Raw genomic sequence first — 20,092 nt, 5'->3', positions numbered from 1 at the left:
GCATTCCCATGACCGCATTCCAACGCCTTCTTCCCCGCCGTGCCTGGCTGTCGGCCCTGGCCGCCACCACCGCCCTGGCCTTGCTGGGCCCGGGCGCCGCGCTGGCCCAGAGCGCCAGCAAGAAAGAGCTGGTGATCGGCGGCACCGCCGGCTCCAACATCGACCAGCTCAAGGCCGGCATCGTGCCGCTGCTCGAAAAGAAGGGCTACCAGGTCAAGCTGGTCGAGTTCAACGACTACGTGCAGCCCAACCTGGCCCTGGCCCAGGGTTCGCTCGATGCCAACTTCTTCCAGCACCGCGTGTACCTGCGCAAGTTTGCGGCGGATCAGAAGCTGGATCTGGTCGAACTGGTGCAGGGCCCCATCGCCCCGCTGGGCGTGTACTCCACCCGCCGCAAGACCCTGGCCGAAGCCCGTGAGGGTGACCGCGTGACCCTGCCCAACGACCCGAGCAACCTGGCCCGTGCCCTGGTGCTGCTGGAGCAGAACCACCTGGTCAAGCTCAAGGCGGGCATCGACCCGCTGCGCGCCAGCGAAAAAGACCTGGAGGCCAACCCCTTGAAGCTCAAGCTGATCCCGCTGGAGGCCGCCCAGCTGCCGCGCTCGCTGGGCGATGCCGAGTACGCCATCGTCAACGGCAACTTTGCCATCTCCTCGGGCCTTAAGCTGACCGAAGCCGTGGCCCTGGAAAAGACCCCCGACCACTACCTGAATGTGGTGGCCGTGAAGCGCGCCGATCAAGACACACCTTGGGCGCGCGACATCGCCGAGGCTTACCGTTCGAAGGAGTTCAAGGCCGTGGTGGACAGCCGTTTCGCCGGCTACGCGAAGCCGGCCTTCCTGCAGTAAACGGACGGGGCAGGGCATGGCCGCATTGGCACTCTTTGATGCCGCCGGGCATTGGCAGGACACCCTGGTGTGCGAGCACCGCATCGCCCCCTGGCTGCAGGGCCTGGGGGTGAGTTGGGGCGTGTTGCATCTGGGCCCTGCACCCGAGCCCGACGCGCCAGGCGCCCAGGCCTGGCTGCAGGCTCAGCAGGTGCCGTTGGCCAGCCTGGACCAGGGGCTGGGCCTGCACCGCATCGACCGGGTGCGGGTGAACCCTGGCCAGCCCGGCTGGCCCGCACTGCGCCAACAATTCACCCAGGAGCACCGCCACAGCGAGGCCGAGCTGCGCGTGTTCCTGGCCGGCGCCGGTCTGTTCACCGTGCGCCACCCCGAGGGCTTTGTGGGCCTGTTGTGCGAGGCCGGCGACTGGGTGGCCCTGCCGGCCGGCCTGGCCCACAGCTTTGATGCCGGGGCCGAGCCTCACTTTGACGCGCTGCGCCTGCTCGGGCAGGCCGAAGGCTGGGTGGCCCAGCCCAGCGGCCTGCAGCGCCCCGAGTTGCCTGACTTTGACGCCTTTGTCAGCCAGTTGCTGGAGCAGACCGGCTACGCCAGCCCTGACGATCTGGTCTGCTGAGGCGCGGGCTTTACGCAAGGCGGGCCTCGCTGATTGACCTGGGTCAATGGCTTGGGGTGCCTGCTGGGCTTCAATGAGCTGACCGATCAAGCCTGATCAAGCGCCCTTTGTCATCGCCGCGCCATGCTGCCCGGCGACGATGGGGCCCTCGGGCTTGCCTCGTTCCAGTCACCCATGCCCACTGTTCCTTCCCTTGTCTCGCCCACCCTGGCCCGCGGTCGCGTGCTCGCCGTGCAGGGCGGGGTGGTCGATGTGCGTTTCGAAGACGGCTTGTTGCCGGCCCCTGCCACCGCCTTGCAGGTGCTGTGGGACCAGCCCCAGACCCTGATCCTGGAGGTGGAGGCGCAACTTGACGCCAGCACCGTGCGCACCGTGGCCCTGCAAGACACCCAGGGCCTGGCCCGCGACACGGCGGTGCTCGACACGGGCGCGCCCGTGATGGTGCCGGTGGGCGAGGCCCTGCTGGGCCGCCTGATCAATGTGCTGGGCGAGCCTGGAGACGGCGGTCCGGCCTTGGGGCCGCAGGTGCCGCGCCGCCCCATCCATGCAGAGCCGCTGCCGCTGTCGCGCCGCCGGGCCGTGGCCGAGGTGTTCGAGACCGGCATCAAGGTCATCGACCTGCTGGCCCCGCTGGCCCTGGGCAGCAAGGCGGCCATGTTCGGGGGCGCGGGTGTGGGCAAGACCGTGCTGGTGATGGAGTTGATCCACGCCATGGCCGACACCTACCAGGGCCTGTCGGTGTTTGCCGGCGTGGGCGAGCGCAGCCGCGAGGGGCATGAGCTGCTGATGGACATGCGCGACTCGGGCATGCTGGCCAAAAGCGTGCTGGTGTTCGGGCAGATGAACGAACCCTCGGGCGCGCGCTGGCGCACCCCGCTGGCCGCACTCACCCTGGCCGAGTATTTTCGCGACGAGCAACAGCGCAATGTGCTGCTCTTGATGGACAACGTGTTCCGCTTTGTGCAGGCGGGTGCCGAGGTGTCGGGCCTGCTGGGGCGGCTGCCCTCACGCGTGGGCTACCAGCCCACGCTGGCCACCGAGGTGGCGGCGGTGCAGGAGCGCATCGCCTGTGGCGAGCACGCGGCCATCACCGCCATCGAGGCGGTGTACGTGCCGGCCGACGATTTCACCGACCCGGCCGTGGCCGCCATCGCCACCCACCTGGACAGCCGCATCGTGCTGTCGCGCAGCCTGGCCGCCGAGGGCATGTACCCGGCGGTCGATCCGCTGGCCTCGCAATCGCGCCTGCTCGACCCGGCCGTGGTCGGGGCCGAGCACTGTGCCCTGGCCCGCGAGGTGCGCGAGACCCTGGCCCGCTACCGCGAGCTGCAGGACATCATTGCCCTGCTGGGCGTGGCCGAACTCAGCCCCGAAGACCAGCAGCGCGTGGCGCGGGCACGGCGCCTGCAGCGCTTTCTGACCCAGCCTTTTGCCGTCACCCAGGCCTTCACGGGCAAGCCCGGTCGCCAGGTGCGCCTGGCCGACACGCTCAAGGGCTGCCGCGCCATCCTCGACGGGGCGGGCGACGCCTTGCCTGAAAGCGCCTTCTACATGGTGGGCAGTTTTGAAGAAGCCCAGCAGAAGGGGGCCGCATGAGTGAGCCCGGCACGGCTGACGCCCGTTTGCCCGCCTGGCCCCATGTGGCCGGGCTGCACCTGGTGCTGAGCAGCCTGGGCTCGGTGCTGGTGGACGAGGCCGGCGTGCGCTCGGTGCGGGCCCAGGATGCCAGCGGCGGCTTTGGCCTGTGGCCGGGCCACGCGGATCTGCTGTCACTGCTGGGGGTGGGCGTGCTGAGCTGGCGCGATGCGCAGCAACATTGGCACTACTGCGCCGTGAGCGGCGGCGTGTTGACACTGCAGCGCGGTTGCGACTTGCATGTGGCCGCCCGGGAGGCCGTGCTGGGCGACGACCTGGACCAGCTGGAGCACCAGGTGCTGGCCCGCCTGCGTGAGCGAGAGCAACGCGAGCAGGCCGCGCGCCGCAACAGCCGGCACCTGGAGGTGCAGGTGCTGCGCGAGCTGATCCGGCCGCTGCAACGGCACCCCCAAGTGCCCTGGAGCACCCCATGAAGGATCCACGGCCGAGCGCCCCGCATGACACCGACACGCCCGCCCTGCTGGAAGAGGTGCAGCGCCAGGCCGGCCGGCGCCAGCGCAGCCTGCGCGAGGGCGAGCCCACGCTGCTGCGCCAGCTCTCCACCCTGGGCGTGCTGGGCTGGGTGATCGTGCTGCCCATGCTGCTGGGCCTGGCGGGTGGCCGCTGGCTGGACCACCGCCTGGGCACGGGCATCACCTTCAGTGCGGCCTTGCTGCTGCTGGGGGTGGCGGTGGGCGCGGTGGCCGCCTGGCGCTGGATGCACCACAGATGAGGACCCCTGCCGCATGAACCCGATCCTGCTCTTGTACTTTGCCCTGGGCCTGGCCCTGGGGGCCTGGCACTTCGGCTCGCTGCGCTGGCTCAGCCGGCAACTGGTCGAAGCCGACCGGGCGCCACGCTGGGGCCGCTTGGCGGGCCTGCACCTGCTGCGCCTGGGCCTGCTGGGCGGCGCGTGCTGGGCCACGGCCCGCCAGGGGGCGCCGGCACTGCTGGCCCTGGGCCTGGGGCTGCTGCTGGCGCGCCAGTGGCTGGTCGGCCGGGTGCGGCGGGGCCTTGCGGCGCCGCAGGAGGGGCAGCCATGAAGGCCCAGCCCTTTCTGCACGAGGTGGTCTGGCAACTGGGCCCGGTGGGCATCACCGGCCCGGTGATCACCACCTGGGGGCTGATCGCCGTGTTGGCCGTGCTGGCGGCCTGGCTGCGCCGGGGCCTGTCGGTGCACCGCCCCGGGCGGGTGCAGCTGCTGGCGGAGATGGCCCTGGACACCCTGCAGGGCGAGATGCGCTCCACCATGCGGGCCGACCCGGCGCCTTTTCTGCCGCTGATCGCCACGCTGTTCATCTTCATCCTGAGCGCCAACCTGTGCTCCCTGATGCCGGGCCTGGAGCCGCCCACCGGCGCGTTGGAGACCGATCTGGCCCTGGCATTGGCTGTCTTTGTGGCCGTGCTGGGCTGGGGCGTGCGGCGCCATGGGCTGTGGGGCTACCTCAAGACCTACACCGAGCCCAACTTGCTGATGCTGCCCCTGAACCTGATCGAGGCCCTGACCCGCGTGGTGTCCATGACCGTGCGCCTGTTCGGCAACATCATGAGCGGCATGTTCATTTCGGCCGTGGTGCTGGGGCTGGCCGGGCTGCTGGTGCCCGTGCCTTTCATGGCGCTGGAGCTGCTCACCGGGCTGATCCAGGCCTACATCTTCACCGTGCTCGCCATGGTCTTCATCGCTGCCGCGGCGGGCGACCACGGCGACTGATCGTCTTTCTACTGGAGTTTTCACATGGACACTGGCTGGATTCAAATCGTGAGCATCATCTGCGCCGCCCTGGCGGTGGCCTTCGGGGCCATCGGGCCCGCGCTGGCCGAGGGCCGGGCCGTGGCCGCGGCCATGGACGCGCTGGCCCGCCAGCCTGAGGCCGCCAGCACCATCTCGCGCACCTTGTTCGTGGGCCTGGCCATGATCGAGACCATGGCCATCTACTGCCTGGTGATCGCCTTGCTGCTGCTGTTTGCCAACCCTTTTGTGCACTGAATGCACTGAAGACCGCCCATGCACATCGACCTCTGGACCCTGTTGCTGCAGGCCTGCAACCTGGTGGTGCTGCTGCTCTTGCTGCGCTGGCTGTTCTACCGCCCCTTGCTGGCCGTGATCGAGGCGCGCCGCCAGACCGTGCAGCAGACCCTGGCCGAGGCCCAGGCCCGCCGCGAGCAGGCCCAAGCCGAGCTCCAGGCCCTGGCCCAGCAGCGCCAGGCCGCCGACAGCGTGGCCCAGGTCACGCTGCAAACCGCCCGCGAGCAGGCGGAGCAGGACAGCGCGGCCCGCCTCGAGGCCGCCCGTGTCGCCGTGCGCCAATGCCTGCAAGAGGCCCAGGCCCAGATCGAGCGTGAACGCGTGCAGGCCGGCACGGCCCTGTACCAGGCCTCGGCCACGCTGGCCACCGAGCTGGCGCAGCGCCTGCTGAGCCTCACCCCCGTGCCCGACGAGGCCTTCTGGCCGGCCCTGCTGGCCCGCCTGCAGGCCACCCCGGCCGGGCAACGGGCGCAGTGGCTGGCCACAGGCGACGGTGCGCCCTCCCTGGAAGTGGCCAGCGCCCACCCCTTGCCGCCGCCGGTGCAGGCGCAGCTGACCCAGGACCTGCAGGGCGTCTTGAACCTCGACGGTGACTCCGTGGAGGGGGCTGAACTGGCCTGCGTATTCAAGCCCGATGCCGCCTTGTTGTGCGGCCTGGAGTTGCGCTTCGCCCACGGTGTGCTGGGCCTGAACTGGGCGGCCGAGTTGCAGGCGGCCCGGGCCGAGCTGCAGCAACTGGCAGCCCAGCCCGCAGCGGAGCAGGGCGCATGATGGCCCCAGAACTGAACGCGGCCATGAGCACCGACCTGACCCAGGGCCTGGTCGGCTGGCGTGAGCGTGCCAGCGAGCACCTGGGCCGTGTGCAGCCGCAGGCACGCTTTGAGGAGCGCGGCCGCGTGCTCAGCGCGGCCGATGGCATCGCCCGGGTCACGGGCCTGCGCGGTGCGCGGCTCAACGAGTTGCTGCATTTTGACGACGGGCGCCTGGGCTACGCCGCCGGTCTTCAGGCCGACAGCCTGGCCTGTGTGCTGCTGGACGACAGCCGCCGCCTGCGCGCCGGCGAGGCGGTGCTGCGCAGCGGCGATGTGGTGCGCGTGCCGGTGGGCCCCGCGCTGCTGGGCCGGGTGGTCGACCCGCTGGGCCGGTCCCTGGACGGCGGCGGCCCCATCGAGGCCAGCGAATGGCTGCCCGCCGAGCGCCCGGCCCCGGGCATCCTCGATCGCGACCTGGTGCACGAGCCCGTGCACACCGGCACCCTGGCCGTGGATGCCCTGTTTCCCCTGGGCCGCGGCCAGCGCGAGCTGATCATCGGTGACCGCGGCACCGGCAAGACCGCCCTGGCGCTGGATGCGCTGCTGTCCCAGCGCGATACCGATCTGGTCTGTGTCTACATTTCGGTGGGCCAGAAGAGCGAGTCGGCGGCGGCGGTGATCGCGGCCTTGAAGCGCCATGGCGCCTTTGAGCGTTGCATCGTGGTGGTGGCCAGTGGCACCGACGCGCCCGGCCTGCAGTGGCTGGCGCCGTTTGCGGGCTTTTCGATGGCCGAGTACTTTCGCGACCGCGGCGGCCACACCCTGGTGGTGGTCGACGACCTCAGCCAGCACGCTGCCACCCACCGCGAACTGGCCTTGCTGATGCAGCAGCCCCCGGGCCGCGAGGCCTATCCTGGCGACATTTTCTATGTGCATGCCCGCCTGCTGGAGCGGGCCGCCAAGCTCTCGGCGGCGCGCGGCGGCGGCTCGCTGACCGCCTTGCCGATTGCTCAGACCGAGGCCGGCAACCTGTCGGCCTACATCCCCACCAACCTGATCTCCATCACCGACGGGCAGATCGTGCTGGACAGCCGCCTGTTCGACCTGGGCCAGTTGCCGGCCGTGGACACCGGCCTCAGCGTGAGCCGCGTGGGCGGCAAGACCCAGGCGCCCCTGATGCGCGAGTCGGTGAACTCGCTGCGCCTGGACTACGCGGTGTTCCAGGAGCTGGAGATGTTCACCCGCTTTGGCACCGAGCTCGATGCCCGCGTGCAGCAGCAGATGGCGCGCGGCCGCTGCATCCGGGCCGTGCTGGCCCAGCCCCGGCTGGCACCCCAGCCGGCGGCCTTGCAGGTGGCCTTGTTGATGGCCCTGCAGGACGGCTTGCTCGACGGCCTGAGCCCGGCGGGCCTGCCCGCCTTGATGGAGCGGCTGCGCAGTGGCTTGCCCGGCGCGCCTGAACTGGCGGCGCGGCTGGCCTCTCGCAGCGCCCTCGATGAGGCGGCCTTGAAGGGCCTGCGTCAGGACCTGGCGCGCTGGTTCCGCCCCATCGCTGGTGTGCCCGCCGGAGGCCCGGCATGAGTCAGGCGGGCCAGGCTGAGGTGCAGGCTCGCCTGGCCACGGTGTCGGGCTTTGGCGGTCTGGTCAACGCCATGCGGGGCATGGCGGCGGCCCGGGCGCAACAGGCCCGCACCCTCATCGCAGGCGTCAACACCTACGCCGACACCGTGGCCCAGGCCATGGCCCAGGTGCTGAGCCTGCTGCCGACCGACCAGGCCCCTGATGCCCGGGCTGGCCTGCCCGGCAGCGCCGCCGCACAGGCGCAGGGCCTGTGCCTGGCGTTTGGGGCCGAGCAAGGCTTCAATGGCGGGTTTTCCGAGCAGGTGCTGGCCGTCGTCCCCCGGCCGGCCCCGGGGGCACCCGGCCTTCGTTGTCTGGTGCTGGGCTCGCAAACCCAGCGGCTGGCCGCCACGCGCGGTCTTCCGGTCGAAGGCGGTGCGCCCCTGGTAGCCCATGCCGAATCCGCTCTGGCGGCCGGCGAACGCATCCATGCCCTGTTGCTGGAGGCGCTGCACCGGCAGCCCAGCAACGCGGTCGACATGGTCTATGCCGAACTGGGAGCGGGCCAGCACTTTCATGTGGTGTGCCGCCGCCTGCTGCCGCTGGACTGGCAGGCGATGCCCGACGCGGTGCGTGCCACCCCGGTGGTGCATGAAAGCCCCGAGCGCCTGCTGCAGGGCCTGGCCGGCGAATACGTGGCCGCCCGCCTGGCCCAGGCCGTGCTGCACAGCCACGCCAGCGAAAACCTGTCGCGCCTGCAGGCCATGGCGGCCGCGCAAGACAACATCGGGCACATGAAAGAGACCCTGCAGGCCGACGAACGCCGCCTGCGCCAGGAGGCCATCACGGCCGAGGTGGTCGAACTGGCGGCAGGGCTGCGCAGCCTGCGGGCCCAGGCTTGAGCGTGGCCGCCGGCCTGCGCGCTGCGGGCTCGGGCTGCTTTCGGGCAGGGGATGAGGACAAGACCCGCACCCGGGCTGCCCGAGGATCGACTCGGCCATTGGCCCCGCAGCGGTCACCTGGGTTGGATGGGTGACCTCTGACGTTGGGGGCCCTGTGGCTAGACTTTGGCGTTCATCAGAGGCGGAGATGCCCATGCGTTTGTTGAAACCCTTGCCCTTCCTCGGTCTGGCCGCCTGCTGTTTCGGCCTTTCACCCGCCCAGGCCCAGGGCCTTAAGACCCCCTTGCAGCAGCGGCTGGCCGAGCTGGTCAGCCGCATCAACCAGCCCCAACCCGAGCTGATGGCCCCCTTTGCGCCGGTGTTCCGCGAACAGGTCAGCGCCTCGTCATTGGGGGCCTTGCTGACCGATCTGCGCACCCGCCTGGGCCCTTGCCGCCCCCTGGCCCTGGCCCCTGGCAGCACCCCGTCGTCGGCCAGCGTGCTGCTGCGCTGCGAGCGCGGCATCCAGGCCCTTGACCTGAGCGTCGAGGCGGAGGCACCGCACCGGATCAATGGCTTTTTTGTTCGGCAGCGGTATGGGGAGTTGGGCGAATGATGGCCCGGGATCGCGTGATGGATGACTGGCTGCATCAACAGGTGGGCCCTGCCTATGACGCTCTGAAAGCCAATCCATCGCTGGCTGCCTGCGCCGACCAGGTGCGTTCCCACCTCGCAGCGGAACACGCCAAGTTCATCGGAGCCGGGCCTGCGGATCGCCGCTTCACGAAGCCGCCACAGCCCGCCCATCAAACGCCCCACCCGTCAGCACCTGATCGCGCAGGGTGACCGGCTTTTTGCCTGGCAGCAGGGGGAACACCAACTCAGCAAAGCGGATGGCCTCTTCGAGGTGGGGGTAGCCCGACAGCACAAAGCTGTCCACGCCCAGGTCGGCGTACTCCTGCAGGCGCTTGGCGACGGTCTCGGGGTCGCCTACCAGGGCGGTGCCGGCGCCGCCGCGCACCAGGCCCACACCGGCCCACAGATCGGGGCTGATTTCGAGCTTGTCGCGTTGGCCGCCGTGCAGTTCGGCCATGCGGCGCTGGCCGACCGAGTCCATGCGGTTGAAGTTCTGCTGGGCGGCGGCGATGTCGGCATCGCTCAGGCGGCTGATCAGGCGGTCGGCTTCGGCCCAGGCTTCGGCCCGGGTTTCGCGCACGATCACATGCAGGCGCACGCCAAAGCGCACGGTTCGGCCATGTTTGGCCGCGCGGGCGCGCACGTCGGCGATCTTTTCGGCCACCTGGGCCGGCGGCTCGCCCCAGCTCAGGTAGGCGTCGACATGCTTGGCCGCCAGCTCGTGGGCTGCCGGCGACGAGCCCCCGAAGTACAGGGGCGGGTAGGGCTGGCTGACGGGCGTGAAGTGGTTCTTGGCGCCTTGCACCTGCAGGTGCTGGCCCTTGAAGTCCACGGTCTCGCCCTGTTGCAGGCGCTTCCACACAGTCAAGAACTCGTCGGCCGCCTCGTAGCGGGCGTCGTGGTCCAGGAACACGCCGTCGGCGGCCAGTTCGGTGGCGTCCCCTCCGGGCACCACATTGAGCAGCAGGCGGCCGCCCAGGGCCTGGTCCAGCGTGGCGGCCTGGCGGGCCGAGGCGGTGGGGCCCGACAGCGAGGTGCGCAAAGCCACCAGCAGCTTGATGCGCTGGGTGGCGCCCACCAGGCTGGACGCGGTGACCCAGGGGTCCAGGCAGGAGCTGCCGGTGGGGATCAGCAGGCCGTCATAGCCCAGATTTTCGGCCGTCACCGCGATCTGGCGCATGTAGGCGTTGGTGGCGGGGCGGCCGAAGTCGGACTTGCCCAGGTAGCGGGTGTCGCCCGAGGTGGGCAGGAACCAGAAGATGTCGAGGCTCATGGTTTTCTCTTTTTCCTTGTGTCTGAAAAATGATCGAAAGGGGTGATGCCGGTGTGTGGTTTGTGGGTGCTTGATTTTTTGGAGCGGAAGAGGGCGGCCCTTGGCCGCCTTGGCATCAGGGTGCCAGGTACAGTTCGGAGAAGCTGCCGCGGATGCCTTCGCCGGTGGGCGCGTACTGGTGCACGCGCTTGTTGCTCACGGTCACGTTCGGGTTGGCTCCCACCTCGATCGAGGGAATGTCCTTGTGCACCTGCTGCTGAAAGGCCACGAACAGTTCGCGCCGCCTGGCTTCGTCCACCTCGACGGCGGCGGCCTCCAGCAGGCGGTCCACCTCGGGATTCACGTAATGCGGTGCGTTCGAGAAGGGCAGGCCCACCTTGAAGTTCTTGGACCAGAAGATGCGCTGCACGCCCACCGAGGGGTCGAAGATGTTGGTCAGCGATTCGAACGTGATGTCAAAGGCGCGGTCGGTGTAAGCCTTGGTCACGTAGGTGGCAAAGTCGTAGGCCTCGATGTTGGCGTCCACGCCGATGCGGCCCAGCGATTGGCGCACAAAGTCCACTGCGCGGCGGTCCACAAAGGGGTTGAACAGCAGGCGCAGCTTCAGGCGGGTGCCTTGGGCATCGCGCTTGTAGCCGGCGGCGTCCAGATCGGCCTCGGCCTGCTTGGGGTTGAAGGGGTAGGGCTGGATGCTCTTGTCGTGGTAGCGGCTTTGCAGGGTGCCGATGGGCGAGGCCGACAGCTTGCCCAGGCCCAGCCACACCGTGCGGTTGAAGGCATTCAGGTCGATGGACTGGGCCAGGGCGCGGCGCACCTCGATCTTCTGCAGTGCCGGGGTGTCCAGGTTGAAGTAGATCTGCTGGTGGTCGCCCACATAGGCCCAGTTGCGCGATTCGACATTCACATTCGGCAGCTTCTTGAAGCGCTCCACATCGGTGATCGGAATGCCGCCGCCTCCGGCGCCCAGGTCCAGGCTGCCGGATTCCAGTGCTGCGGCCCGCGCTGCCGAGTCGGTGACAAAGCGCACCACCACGCGGTCGAGGTAGGGCTTGGGCTTGTCCCAGTAGTTGGGGTTGCGCTCCAGGATGATGTGGCTGCCCTGTACCCATTCCTTGAACACAAAGGGGCCGGTGCCCACCGGGGCGCTGTTGTACTTGCTGGCGGCCACGTCGCTGCCTTCGTACAGGTGCTTGGGCACGATGGGCGACTCGGCCGCGGCCAGCGCGGTCAGCAGGAACGGCGAGGGCTTGCTCAGCACGATCACCGCGGTGTGGGCGTCCGGGGTGCGCACCTCGGTCACGTTGGCAAAAGTGGCCCGACCGCGCGGGTGCACCTGCTTCAGGGTGTTGATCGAGAAGGCCACGTCGGCCGAGGTGAAATCCTTGCCGTCATGCCACTTCACGCCGCGGCGCAGCTCGAACTTGTACTGCAGGCCATCCTTGCTGACGGTCCAGGCCGTGGCCAGCAGGGGCTTGGGGCGCAGCTCTTCGTCGTAGGTCAGCAGGCCTTCCACGATCTTGGGGCCGATCTCGGTGTTACCGCCGGCCGTGGTGGTCAGGGGCACGATGGAGGAGGGCACCGGGTTCACGGCCCAGTTCAGGGTGCCGCCCGCCTTGGCCTGGGCCAGGGCCGCCGGCCCGCCCAGGGTCAGCAGGCCGGCGGCGGACAGGGCCAGCAACAGGCGGCGGTTGAGGGAGGTACCACGGGGAAGAAGGGATGGATGGCGAGCGGACATGCGCGGTTTCTCTTGGTGCAAAAGTCTTGGACCGGTGAATGGTCTGCCGCAACCAGGGCGCCTGACAACGAATCTTTCAGCGCTAGCTAAGTACATTTCCGGTGCAGCAGGGCCGGGCCTGAGCGCCAGCTGCCACGTTCATGAAACGTGCATGCATAGAACGATTTGTTCGTTGTCCCGCCCGCTGGGGCTGACTAGCATCGCCAGCTTTCTGACCTACCGAGAGCTGCTGCATGTTGCCCCAAGCCTTTCAAGCTCCCCACCCGGAGACCGCGCCATGAGCGTGCTGAACGAGCGCTGGCGCGAGGTCGCGCGCACCCTGCGGCGCACGGCCTGGCAGGCCATTCCAACCGTGCTGGGCGTGGTGGTGCTGAACTTCTTCCTGATGCAGCTGGTGCCCGGCGACGCCGCCGACGTGGTGGCCGCTGAATCGGGCTCGGCCACGGCCGAGACCATGGAGCAGCTGCGCCACCATTTCGGGCTTGACCTGCCGGTGCTGCACCAGTTGGCCAACTACCTCAGCCACCTGGCCCATTTCAGTCTGGGCACCTCGCCGCGCTACAACCTGCCGGTGACCGAGCTGATCGGCGCCCGCCTGGGCAACACCTTGCTGCTGATGCTGGCCGCACTCAGCCTGGCCCTGGCCCTGGGGATTGCGCTGGGCACCGTGATGGCCAGCCGGGTGGGGCGCTGGCCCGACCGGGTGCTGTCGGTGCTGGCCCTGTTGCTGTACTCCACCCCCGGCTTCTGGCTGGGGCTGATGGCCATCGTGCTGTTCTCGGTCAAGCTGGGCTGGCTGCCCACCGGGGGCAGTGGCAGCATCGGCGCCGGCCTCAGCGGGCTGGACCGCGTGCTCGACACCTTGCGCCACCTGGTGCTGCCGGCGCTGGCCATGGCGGGCTTCTATGTGGCGATCTTCTCGCGCCTGACCCGGGCCGCCATGCTCGAGGTGAGCCAGCAGGACTTTGTGCGCACCGCCGTCGCCAAGGGCCTGCACCCGCTGGCCGTCACGCTGCGCCATGTGCTGCGCAACGCATTGATCCCCGTCACCACGGTGGCCGGCATGCATTTCGGCACCTTGCTGGGCGGCGCCGTGGTGGTCGAGACCGTGTTCAGCTGGCCCGGCCTGGGCCGGCTGGCCTTCGAGTCGGTGATGGCACGCGACTACACCGTGCTGCTGGGCATTTTGCTGATGTCGTCGCTGCTGGTGATCCTGGCCAACCTGCTGGTGGACCTGCTGCACGCGGCGCTGGACCCGCGCATCCGCGTGCGCTGAGGCCTGTCGCCTGGCTCAGGCCCTGAAACTGTTTTTCGGAGATTCCCAACGTGTCGTCTGTTCCTCTGTCTGCCAGTACCGGCGTGACGGCCCATGTGGCCGAAGTACCCCAAGGCCCCCAAGTTCCCCAATTGCCCCTTGAGACGTCCGTGGTATCGGTTGGGGCCTTGCCAGCCGCCGGCCCGCGTCGCTTCGTGGCGCTGAAGGCGCTGCTGCGCAACCCGGCCGCCGTGCTGGGCGCGCTGATCCTGCTGGGCATGGCGGCCCTGGCCCTGCTGGCGCCCTGGCTGTTCCCGGGCGACCCGCTCGACATGGTGGCCCAGCCCCTGCTGTGGCCGGGGCAGGACGCGGCCTACCCCCTGGGCAGCGACTCGCTGGGCCGCGACGTGCTGGCCGGCATCGCGCATGGCGCCCGCGTGTCGCTGGCGGTGGGCGTGGTGGCGGCGGTGCTCAGCCTGGCCATCGGCATTGTGGTGGGCGCCACCGCGGGCTACCTGGGCGGCGTGGTCGATGATGTGCTGGTGCGCCTGACCGAGCTGGTGCAGACCGTGCCCACCTTTTTGCTGGTGATCGTGGTGGTCGCCATCGGCCGCCCCTCGGTGGGTGTGATCGTGCTGGCCATCGGGCTGGCCTCGTGGCCGGTGATCGCACGTCTGGTGCGCGCCGAGTTCCGCACCCTGCGTGAGGCCGAGTTTGTGCTGGCGGCGCGCAGCCAGGGCTTCAGCCACCTGCGCATCATGGCGCAGGAGATGCTGCCCAACGCGCTGCCGCCGGTGATCGTCACCACCTCGGTGTTGGTGGCCAGCGCCATCCTGATCGAGTCGGCGCTGTCCTTCCTGGGCATGGGCGACCCGAATGCCGTGTCCTGGGGCAGCATGATCGGCGAGGGGCGCGAACTGCTGCGCACCGCCTGGTTCCTGACCGCCTTGCCGGGCGCCGCCATCGTGCTGACCGTGCTGGCGCTGAACCTGCTGGGCGACGGCCTGAACGACGCCTTCAACCCCCGTCTGCGCGGCCGCTGAATCTGACTTCACCCCTTGTTGACCATGAGCACCATCACCTCCCCCCAGCGACCCCTTCAGCCCGAGGCCCCCTTGCTCGACATCCAGGACCTGAGCATCGCGTTTCGCGGCTCACAGGGCCGGGTCAGCGCTGTCAGCCACCTGAACCTCAGCCTGCAGCGCGGCGAAACCCTGGCCCTGGTGGGCGAATCGGGTTGCGGCAAGTCGACCACCGCCTTGTCGCTGCTGCGCCTGTTGGCCCCCGGGGCCGAGGTGACGGGGCGGCTGCTGTTCGAGGGGCGCGACATCCTGCAACTGCGCCCGCCCGAGCTGCGGGCCCTGCGCGGGCGCGAGATCTCGATGATCTTCCAGGAGCCCATGACCTCGCTCAACCCGGTGCACACCATCGGGGCCCAGATCGCCGAGACCCTGCGCCTGCACGAAGGCCTGTCGCCTCTGGCGGCACGGCGCCGCGCCATCGAACTGCTGGACTTGGTGCGCATCCCCGAGCCGCAGCGCCGCATCGACGACCACCCGCACAAGCTGTCCGGCGGGCAGCGCCAGCGCGTGATGATCGCCATGGCCGTGGCCTGCCGCCCGCGCCTCCTGGTGGCGGATGAACCCACCACCGCGCTCGATGTCACCATCCAGGCCCAGATCCTGGAGCTGCTGGACGGCCTGCGCCGCGAGCTGGACATGGCCCTGCTGCTGATCACCCACGATCTGGGGGTGGTCTCGCAATGGGCCGATCGCGTGGCCGTGATGTTCGGCGGCGAAAAGGTCGAAGAGGCCGACACCGCCACCCTGTTTGCCCAACCCGGCCACGCCTACACCCGGGGCCTGCTGGGCGCCTCGCTGCATGCCGGCCAGGTGCCCCACAGCAGCGAGCGCCGCCTGCCCGAGATCAACACCGCGCTCGACCCCGTCACGGGCCAGCGCCGTTTCGAGCTGGTGCAGCCCGCGCCCCGGGCCCCGCAGCCCGTGGTGCTGCCCACCGGCCAGCCGCTGCTGCAGGTGCAGGCGCTGCGCACCGCCTACAAGGGGCGCGATGGCGCCCTGGTGAACGCGGTGGATGGCGTGTCCTTCGAGCTGCGCGTCGGTGAGACCCTGGGCCTGGTGGGCGAATCGGGCTGCGGCAAGTCCACCTTGTCCAAAACCCTGCTGCGCCTGGTCGACCCGGCCGAGGGTCGCATCGTGCTCGACGGCACTGACATCGCCCGCCTGCCCGAGCGCGCCCTCAAGCCCTGGCGGCGCCGCATCCAGATGGTGTTCCAGGACCCGTATGCCTCGCTCAACCCACGGCGCAGCGTGCAAGACATCCTGGACACCGTGCTCAAGGTGCACGACGTGGCCTCGCGCGATGAGCGCCGCCGCCGCATCGGCGAGATCCTGGAGCGTGTGGGCCTGCCGGCCTCGGCCGCCAGCCGCTACCCCAACGAGTTTTCGGGCGGCCAGCGCCAGCGCATCGGCATCGCCCGGGCCCTGGTGGTGCGGCCCGCGCTGGTGGTGCTTGACGAGCCGGTGTCGGCGCTCGATGTATCCATCCAGGCGCAGATCCTGAACCTGCTGGTCGAGCTCAAGCAGGACTTCGGCCTGTCCTACCTGTTCATCTCGCACGACCTGTCGGTGGTGCGCCACATCGCCGACCGGGTGATGGTGATGAACCAGGGCCGCATCGTCGAAGCCGGCCACCACCGCGAGATCTGGGAACACCCCCAGCATCCGTATACCCGCAGCCTGATCCAGGCCGCGCCGCACGCTGACCGGCGCCGCGCGGCCTGAGGGCTGGGCTTGTAGCGGGCTGGTGGGGGGCTAGCAGCCGGCTTGTGGCGGGCAACACCCGGCCGCCCTGCAGCCCGGGCAGCCCGGTGCTAAAGTGCCAGCCACCCCGCAGGGCGCCGCCCGCAGAACGGGGCCCCGGAGACTGCACACCATGAGCGACCAACCCGCGGCCAAGCCGCCCCGCTACCGCTCGGCCACCCTGGTCGAAGGCACCATCCGCGCCACCACGCGCAGCTTTCTGTACGCCCTGGGGCAGGACGACGAGGACATCGCCCGGCCCCACATCGGTGTGTTCCACACCGGCGGCGAGATGAGCCCCTGCAACCTCAACCTGCGCGAGCAGGCCCAGCACGCCAAGACCGGCATCTACGCCGCCGGCGGCACCCCCCACGAGTGCCCCGTGGTGTCGGTGAGCGACGGGCTCACCATGGCCCACTCGGGCATGCGCTTCTCGCTGGTCTCGCGCGAGCTGATTGCCGACAGTGTCGAGGCCTCGGTGCGGGGCCACCAGTGGGACGGCATCTTTGCCATCGGGGCCTGCGACAAGAACCTGCCGGGGCTGATGATGGGCATCGTGCGCTGCAATGTGCCCGGCGTGTTCGTGCACGGCGGCTCGGCCCTGCCGGGGCAGATGCCCGGGCCCGACGGCCGCGACCTGAACGTGGTCGACACCTACGAGACCATCGGCCAGGTGCTGGCCGGCCAGGCCAGCACCGAAGAACTGGCCCAGGTCAGCCACGCCTGCCTGCCCACGGCGGGGGCCTGTGCCGGCCAGTTCACGGCCAACACCATGGGCATGGTCAGCGAGGCCCTGGGCCTGGCGCCCATCGGATCGAGCATGCTGCCCGCGGTGTTCAGCGAGCGCGCCCCGCTGATGCGGCGCACGGCGCGCCAGCTGATGGCGGCGGTGCAGGCCTCGCTCACCGGCGGCGGGCCCTTGCCGCGCGAGGTGCTCACGCGCCAGGCGCTGGAGAATGCCTGTGCTGTGGTCTCGGCCACCGGGGGCTCGACGAATGCGGCCCTGCACATCCCGGCCATTGCGCATGAGGCCGGCATCCGCTTCCATCTGGACGACGTGGCCGAAGTCTTTGCCCGCACCCCGCTGATTGCCGATCTGCGCCCCGGCGGGCGCTACCTGGCGCGCGATGTGCACTACATCGGCGGCGCCGGGGTGATCCTGCGCGAGCTGCTGGCGGGCGGCTACCTGCATGGCCAGGCGCTGACCTACACCGGGCGCACCCTGGCCGAAGAACTGGCCACGGCGGGCGCTCCCGACGGGCGCGTGGTGCGGCCGATCGACCAGGCCCTGAGCCGCGACGGTGGCGTGGCCGTGCTCAAGGGCAATCTGTGCCCTGATGGGGCCTTGCTCAAGACGGCTGGGCTCAAGACCCTGGTGCACACCGGCCCGGCCCGGGTGTTCGAGAGCGAGGAAGAGGCCCAGGCCGCGGTGCAGGCCCTGCGCTACCAGGTGGGCGACGTGATCGTGATCCGCAACGAAGGCCCGCAGGGCAGCCCCGGCATGCGCGAGATGCTGGGCATCACCGCGCTGCTGTACGGCCAGGGCGTGGGTGACAAGGTGGCTTTGCTGACCGACGGGCGCTTTTCGGGGGCCACGCGGGGGCTGTGCATCGGCTACGCCGGGCCCGAGGCCGTGGCCGGGGGCCCGATCGGGTTGCTGCAGGACGGCGACATCGTGCGCATCGACGCCCGACCCGAGGCGCGCAGCATCAGCGTGGACCTCAGCGAGGCCGAACTGGCCCGCCGCGCCGCCGCCGCCGCCCGCCACCAGCGCCCGCCGCTGGGCGGCGTGCTGGAGAAATACGCCGCCACCGTGCGCCCGGCCCACCAAGGGGCGGTCACCCATTCGGGCGGCGTGGTGTGGTTGCGCGACGAAAGCTGAGGGTCGGCGCAGAGGCTGGAGCCACCTGGCTTTTCGTATGATCCCCGGGCCCGGCAGGTGCCGGCGCCTCGACGGAATCTGACATGAGCAAACTGGGCCTGACCCGCGAAAAAATCTACAAGACTGTGGCCCGCCAGCTGCACGGCCAGGTGCCGTGCTGGGTGTGCGGCCAGCATGTGCCCCATGAGCAGGCCACGCTGGAGCACATCCAGCCCCTGTGCGAAGGAGGCAACAGCCACCTGGAGAACCTGGCCATCAGCCATGGGCATTGCAACAGCCAACGCCACGCCAAAGCGGCCGCGGCTTGAGTTGACGTGCCTGCGCCCGTGCCGATCCGGTCACGTTGGGGGCGGCAGAGTTGTTGCTTTTTTGATCTTCGTCAAGCTGGAGCTTGCCGGCCTGGTGGCATTTTGCGCATTTTCGTTACATTCGGAAACTAGTATGCACAGGCCCGGTGACTTCGCCGCGACCTCGTCCTTGCTCAGATCACGCTCTGCACGAACCTCATGAACCACTCCGCCTCCGCCTCTTCGAGCCGCAAGCTCGGTCATACCTTGTCTGCCCTGATGGGGGCGCTGGTCCTGGGCTGCATGACCGTGGGCGGCCTGGCCCTGGCCGCTGTGACCTGGATCGATGGCGAAGCCCTGCAGGCCCAGCAGGCCCTGGCCGAGCGCCACCAGCTGGTGCTGCGCTGGCAGGCCGAGATCCGCATCACCAACGATGCGGCCCTGTCGGCGGTGATGAACACCAACCCGGTGTCGCAAGGCGTGCTGGACCAGCGGGTGCAGGCCGGGGCGGCCGCCATCGCCGAGCTCAGTGCCCAACTGGGCCGGGCGCAGGCCAGCGAGGCCGAAAAACAGGCCATGGACCAGGTCCAGCAGCAGGGCAGCCAGGTGGCGGCCGCCATCGCCCAGCTGCAGCAGACCAAGGCCGCGGGCGAGCTGGCCCGGGCGGTGCTGGGCGTGAACCGCGAGCTCAAACCCCTGGTCGAAGCGCAACTGAAATCGCTGCAGGCCTACAGCGCCCAGGTGGCCCAGGCCACGGCCGATCAGGCCCAGGCCTATGAAGCCCAACGCCGTGAGGTGCTGTGGCTGGCCCTGGCGGGTGCCGCTGTCGCGGTGGCGCTGGGCCTGGGCTTGGGCCTGCGCATCAGCCGCCAGATCGCGCGCGACATCGAGGCCGGCTTGCGCACCGCCGAGGCCATTGCCTCGGGCGACCTCGGCCAGGCGGTGCAATCGCAGCGGCGAGACGAGCTGGGTGACCTGGTTCGTGCGCTGGAGCGCATGCGCCAGGGCCTGGGCGGCACCTTGCGCGACATCCAGCATTCGGTGGGCCAGATGGCCACCGCCACCCGCGAGATCGCCAGCGGCAACCAGGACCTGCACCAGCGCAGCGAGCAAGCGGCCGATGAGCTCAAGACCACGGCCGATGCGATGTACGAGATCCACCAGGGCATGCAGCAGGCCGCCAATGCCGCCGTCACGGCGCGCCACCTCGCCGAGCAGACCTCCGAGGTGGCCAACCGGGGCGGTGCGGTGGTGGGCGAGGTGGTCAGCACCATGGACCAGATCACGCAGGCCAGCCGCCGCATCACCGACATCGTGGGTGTGATCGACGGGATCGCCTTCCAGACCAACATCCTGGCCCTCAATGCTGCCGTCGAAGCGGCCCGTGCGGGCGAGGACGGGCGCGGTTTTGCCGTGGTGGCGGGCGAGGTGCGCACCCTGGCCCAGCGCTCGGCCGCCGCCGCGCGCGAGATCAAGAGCCTGATCGGCGGCAGTGTGGAACGGGTGGAGGCCGGCTCGCGCCTGGTGACCGATGCCGGCCAGACCATGCGCGAGATCGTGGCCGGCGTGGCCCAGGTGTCCGAGGCGATCCGGCAGATCAGCGATTCCACCGCCTCGCAAAGCCAGGGCATCGAGAGCGTCAATGGGGCCATCGGCCAGCTCGACGAGGTGACCCGTGAAAACACCCGCCGCGTGCAGGACAGCACGGCCGCCGCCCAAGCCTTGCAGCACGAGGCCCACCACCTGGCCGAGGCGGTGGACCGCTTCCGCCTGGCCGCTGTCTGAGCCGGGCTCGCGCCTGCCCGAACCCGGCTTGGCGGGCCGGGGCGCAGTCTGTAAGACAATCTCACCTTTTTGCCGCCCGGGTGCGGGGCAGGGCAAGGGCCC

Annotated in this window: 20 protein-coding genes and 1 pseudogene; 19 read left to right on the top strand and 2 right to left on the bottom strand. The window is 69.9% G+C overall.

Features of this window, described 5'->3' with window-relative positions:
* Nucleotides 1-8 precede the first annotated feature (8 nt).
* The 13 genes and pseudogenes from F624_RS0122700 to F624_RS35960 all read left to right on the top strand — a co-directional run.
* Complete coding sequence (locus F624_RS0122700; RefSeq protein ID WP_019576664.1) at nucleotides 9-848, top strand: MetQ/NlpA family ABC transporter substrate-binding protein; 840 nt, start codon at nucleotides 9-11, stop codon at nucleotides 846-848.
* A gap of 16 nt (nucleotides 849-864) precedes the next feature.
* Entirely contained in the window at nucleotides 865-1,461 is a 597-nt protein-coding gene (locus F624_RS33610) for a 1,2-dihydroxy-3-keto-5-methylthiopentene dioxygenase (RefSeq protein ID WP_019576663.1), read from the top strand.
* 174 nt (nucleotides 1,462-1,635) lie between these two features.
* Nucleotides 1,636-3,057 carry a F0F1 ATP synthase subunit beta gene (gene atpD, locus F624_RS0122690; protein ID WP_031255917.1) on the top strand — a complete coding sequence of 474 codons (1,422 nt, stop codon included), beginning with the start codon at nucleotides 1,636-1,638 and terminating at the stop codon, nucleotides 3,055-3,057.
* A complete protein-coding gene (locus tag F624_RS35965; RefSeq protein WP_019576661.1) occupies nucleotides 3,054-3,530 on the top strand; it encodes a hypothetical protein in 477 nt (158 codons plus the stop codon). The genes atpD and F624_RS35965 overlap by 4 nt, the downstream gene beginning before the upstream one ends.
* On the top strand, nucleotides 3,527-3,829 hold the full coding sequence (locus F624_RS0122680; RefSeq protein ID WP_019576660.1) for an AtpZ/AtpI family protein: 303 nt from the start codon (nucleotides 3,527-3,529) through the stop codon (nucleotides 3,827-3,829). The genes F624_RS35965 and F624_RS0122680 overlap by 4 nt, the downstream gene beginning before the upstream one ends.
* Before the next feature lie 13 nt (nucleotides 3,830-3,842).
* Nucleotides 3,843-4,139 (top strand): ATP synthase subunit I, encoded by a 297-nt coding sequence (locus F624_RS0122675; RefSeq protein WP_019576659.1) that lies wholly within the window; start codon nucleotides 3,843-3,845, stop codon nucleotides 4,137-4,139.
* Nucleotides 4,136-4,807: a F0F1 ATP synthase subunit A gene (gene atpB / locus F624_RS0122670; RefSeq protein WP_019576658.1), complete on the top strand. Its 672-nt coding sequence runs from the start codon at nucleotides 4,136-4,138 to the stop codon at nucleotides 4,805-4,807. Before F624_RS0122675 ends, atpB begins: the two co-directional genes overlap by 4 nt.
* A 24-nt stretch (nucleotides 4,808-4,831) precedes the next feature.
* The gene (locus tag F624_RS0122665; RefSeq protein ID WP_019576657.1) at nucleotides 4,832-5,083 is read left to right on the top strand and encodes a F0F1 ATP synthase subunit C; all 252 of its coding nucleotides are present in this window, start codon (nucleotides 4,832-4,834) and stop codon (nucleotides 5,081-5,083) included.
* An 18-nt stretch (nucleotides 5,084-5,101) separates the two neighbouring features.
* Entirely contained in the window at nucleotides 5,102-5,893 is a 792-nt protein-coding gene (locus tag F624_RS0122660; protein ID WP_019576656.1) for a F0F1 ATP synthase subunit B family protein, read from the top strand.
* Complete coding sequence (locus tag F624_RS0122655) at nucleotides 5,893-7,455, top strand: F0F1 ATP synthase subunit alpha (protein WP_420536287.1); 1,563 nt, start codon at nucleotides 5,893-5,895, stop codon at nucleotides 7,453-7,455. The genes F624_RS0122660 and F624_RS0122655 overlap by 1 nt, the downstream gene beginning before the upstream one ends.
* A complete protein-coding gene (locus F624_RS33605) occupies nucleotides 7,452-8,336 on the top strand; it encodes a F0F1 ATP synthase subunit gamma (protein ID WP_019576654.1) in 885 nt (294 codons plus the stop codon). Before F624_RS0122655 ends, F624_RS33605 begins: the two co-directional genes overlap by 4 nt.
* A 193-nt stretch (nucleotides 8,337-8,529) precedes the next feature.
* Nucleotides 8,530-8,931: a hypothetical protein gene (locus tag F624_RS0122645; RefSeq protein ID WP_157443570.1), complete on the top strand. Its 402-nt coding sequence runs from the start codon at nucleotides 8,530-8,532 to the stop codon at nucleotides 8,929-8,931.
* Nucleotides 8,931-9,065 (top strand): annotated as a pseudogene (locus F624_RS35960) (type II toxin-antitoxin system ParD family antitoxin); the annotation flags it as partial. The gene F624_RS0122645 and the pseudogene F624_RS35960, both read left to right, overlap by 1 nt.
* 31 nt (nucleotides 9,066-9,096) lie before the next feature.
* On the opposite strand, the gene ssuD reads toward F624_RS35960, so the two are convergent.
* Entirely contained in the window at nucleotides 9,097-10,224 is a 1,128-nt protein-coding gene (gene ssuD / locus F624_RS0122640; protein WP_019576652.1) for an FMNH2-dependent alkanesulfonate monooxygenase, read from the bottom strand.
* A gap of 115 nt (nucleotides 10,225-10,339) precedes the next feature.
* Nucleotides 10,340-11,959: an ABC transporter substrate-binding protein gene (locus F624_RS0122635; RefSeq protein ID WP_084679604.1), complete on the bottom strand. Its 1,620-nt coding sequence runs from the start codon at nucleotides 11,957-11,959 to the stop codon at nucleotides 10,340-10,342.
* 277 nt (nucleotides 11,960-12,236) lie between these two features.
* On the opposite strand from F624_RS0122635, the gene F624_RS0122630 reads away from it, so the two are divergent.
* From F624_RS0122630 to F624_RS0122605, 6 genes are all read left to right on the top strand, one after another.
* Nucleotides 12,237-13,235, top strand: coding sequence for an ABC transporter permease (locus F624_RS0122630; RefSeq protein WP_019576650.1), 999 nt, complete (start codon nucleotides 12,237-12,239; stop codon nucleotides 13,233-13,235).
* Between the two features lie 167 nt (nucleotides 13,236-13,402).
* Nucleotides 13,403-14,257: an ABC transporter permease gene (locus F624_RS0122625; RefSeq protein ID WP_019576649.1), complete on the top strand. Its 855-nt coding sequence runs from the start codon at nucleotides 13,403-13,405 to the stop codon at nucleotides 14,255-14,257.
* Nucleotides 14,258-14,281: 24 nt separating this feature from the next.
* A complete protein-coding gene (locus F624_RS0122620) occupies nucleotides 14,282-16,018 on the top strand; it encodes an ABC transporter ATP-binding protein (RefSeq protein WP_019576648.1) in 1,737 nt (578 codons plus the stop codon).
* 151 nt (nucleotides 16,019-16,169) lie between these two features.
* A complete protein-coding gene (gene ilvD, locus F624_RS0122615; protein WP_019576647.1) occupies nucleotides 16,170-17,918 on the top strand; it encodes a dihydroxy-acid dehydratase in 1,749 nt (582 codons plus the stop codon).
* 83 nt (nucleotides 17,919-18,001) lie between these two features.
* Nucleotides 18,002-18,226, top strand: a complete 225-nt coding sequence (locus tag F624_RS0122610; protein ID WP_019576646.1) for an HNH endonuclease — start codon at nucleotides 18,002-18,004, stop codon at nucleotides 18,224-18,226.
* 198 nt (nucleotides 18,227-18,424) lie between these two features.
* Nucleotides 18,425-19,990 carry a methyl-accepting chemotaxis protein gene (locus F624_RS0122605; protein WP_031255909.1) on the top strand — a complete coding sequence of 522 codons (1,566 nt, stop codon included), beginning with the start codon at nucleotides 18,425-18,427 and terminating at the stop codon, nucleotides 19,988-19,990.
* Nucleotides 19,991-20,092 lie beyond the last annotated feature (102 nt).

This window comes from Curvibacter lanceolatus ATCC 14669 (genome assembly GCF_000381265.1).
GTDB lineage: Bacteria > Pseudomonadota > Gammaproteobacteria > Burkholderiales > Burkholderiaceae_C > Curvibacter > Curvibacter lanceolatus.
This window is presented reverse-complemented; position numbering and strand designations above follow the sequence as displayed.

Excerpts from the sequence above, each read along its gene's own strand:
- F624_RS0122700 (WP_019576664.1), top strand. The coding sequence starts at position 9 with ATGACCGCATTCCAACGCCTTCTTCCCCGCCGTGCCTGGCTGTCGGCC.
- F624_RS33610 (WP_019576663.1), top strand. The coding sequence starts at position 865 with ATGGCCGCATTGGCACTCTTTGATGCCGCCGGGCATTGGCAGGACACC.
- atpD (WP_031255917.1), top strand. The coding sequence starts at position 1,636 with ATGCCCACTGTTCCTTCCCTTGTCTCGCCCACCCTGGCCCGCGGTCGC.
- F624_RS35965 (WP_019576661.1), top strand. The coding sequence starts at position 3,054 with ATGAGTGAGCCCGGCACGGCTGACGCCCGTTTGCCCGCCTGGCCCCAT.
- F624_RS0122680 (WP_019576660.1), top strand. The coding sequence starts at position 3,527 with ATGAAGGATCCACGGCCGAGCGCCCCGCATGACACCGACACGCCCGCC.
- F624_RS0122675 (WP_019576659.1), top strand. The coding sequence starts at position 3,843 with ATGAACCCGATCCTGCTCTTGTACTTTGCCCTGGGCCTGGCCCTGGGG.
- atpB (WP_019576658.1), top strand. The coding sequence starts at position 4,136 with ATGAAGGCCCAGCCCTTTCTGCACGAGGTGGTCTGGCAACTGGGCCCG.
- F624_RS0122665 (WP_019576657.1), top strand. The coding sequence starts at position 4,832 with ATGGACACTGGCTGGATTCAAATCGTGAGCATCATCTGCGCCGCCCTG.
- F624_RS0122660 (WP_019576656.1), top strand. The coding sequence starts at position 5,102 with ATGCACATCGACCTCTGGACCCTGTTGCTGCAGGCCTGCAACCTGGTG.
- F624_RS0122655 (WP_420536287.1), top strand. The coding sequence starts at position 5,893 with ATGGCCCCAGAACTGAACGCGGCCATGAGCACCGACCTGACCCAGGGC.
- F624_RS33605 (WP_019576654.1), top strand. The coding sequence starts at position 7,452 with ATGAGTCAGGCGGGCCAGGCTGAGGTGCAGGCTCGCCTGGCCACGGTG.
- F624_RS0122645 (WP_157443570.1), top strand. The coding sequence starts at position 8,530 with ATGCGTTTGTTGAAACCCTTGCCCTTCCTCGGTCTGGCCGCCTGCTGT.
- ssuD (WP_019576652.1), bottom strand. The coding sequence starts at position 10,224 with ATGAGCCTCGACATCTTCTGGTTCCTGCCCACCTCGGGCGACACCCGC.
- F624_RS0122635 (WP_084679604.1), bottom strand. The coding sequence starts at position 11,959 with ATGTCCGCTCGCCATCCATCCCTTCTTCCCCGTGGTACCTCCCTCAAC.
- F624_RS0122630 (WP_019576650.1), top strand. The coding sequence starts at position 12,237 with ATGAGCGTGCTGAACGAGCGCTGGCGCGAGGTCGCGCGCACCCTGCGG.
- F624_RS0122620 (WP_019576648.1), top strand. The coding sequence starts at position 14,282 with ATGAGCACCATCACCTCCCCCCAGCGACCCCTTCAGCCCGAGGCCCCC.
- ilvD (WP_019576647.1), top strand. The coding sequence starts at position 16,170 with ATGAGCGACCAACCCGCGGCCAAGCCGCCCCGCTACCGCTCGGCCACC.
- F624_RS0122610 (WP_019576646.1), top strand. The coding sequence starts at position 18,002 with ATGAGCAAACTGGGCCTGACCCGCGAAAAAATCTACAAGACTGTGGCC.
- F624_RS0122605 (WP_031255909.1), top strand. The coding sequence starts at position 18,425 with ATGAACCACTCCGCCTCCGCCTCTTCGAGCCGCAAGCTCGGTCATACC.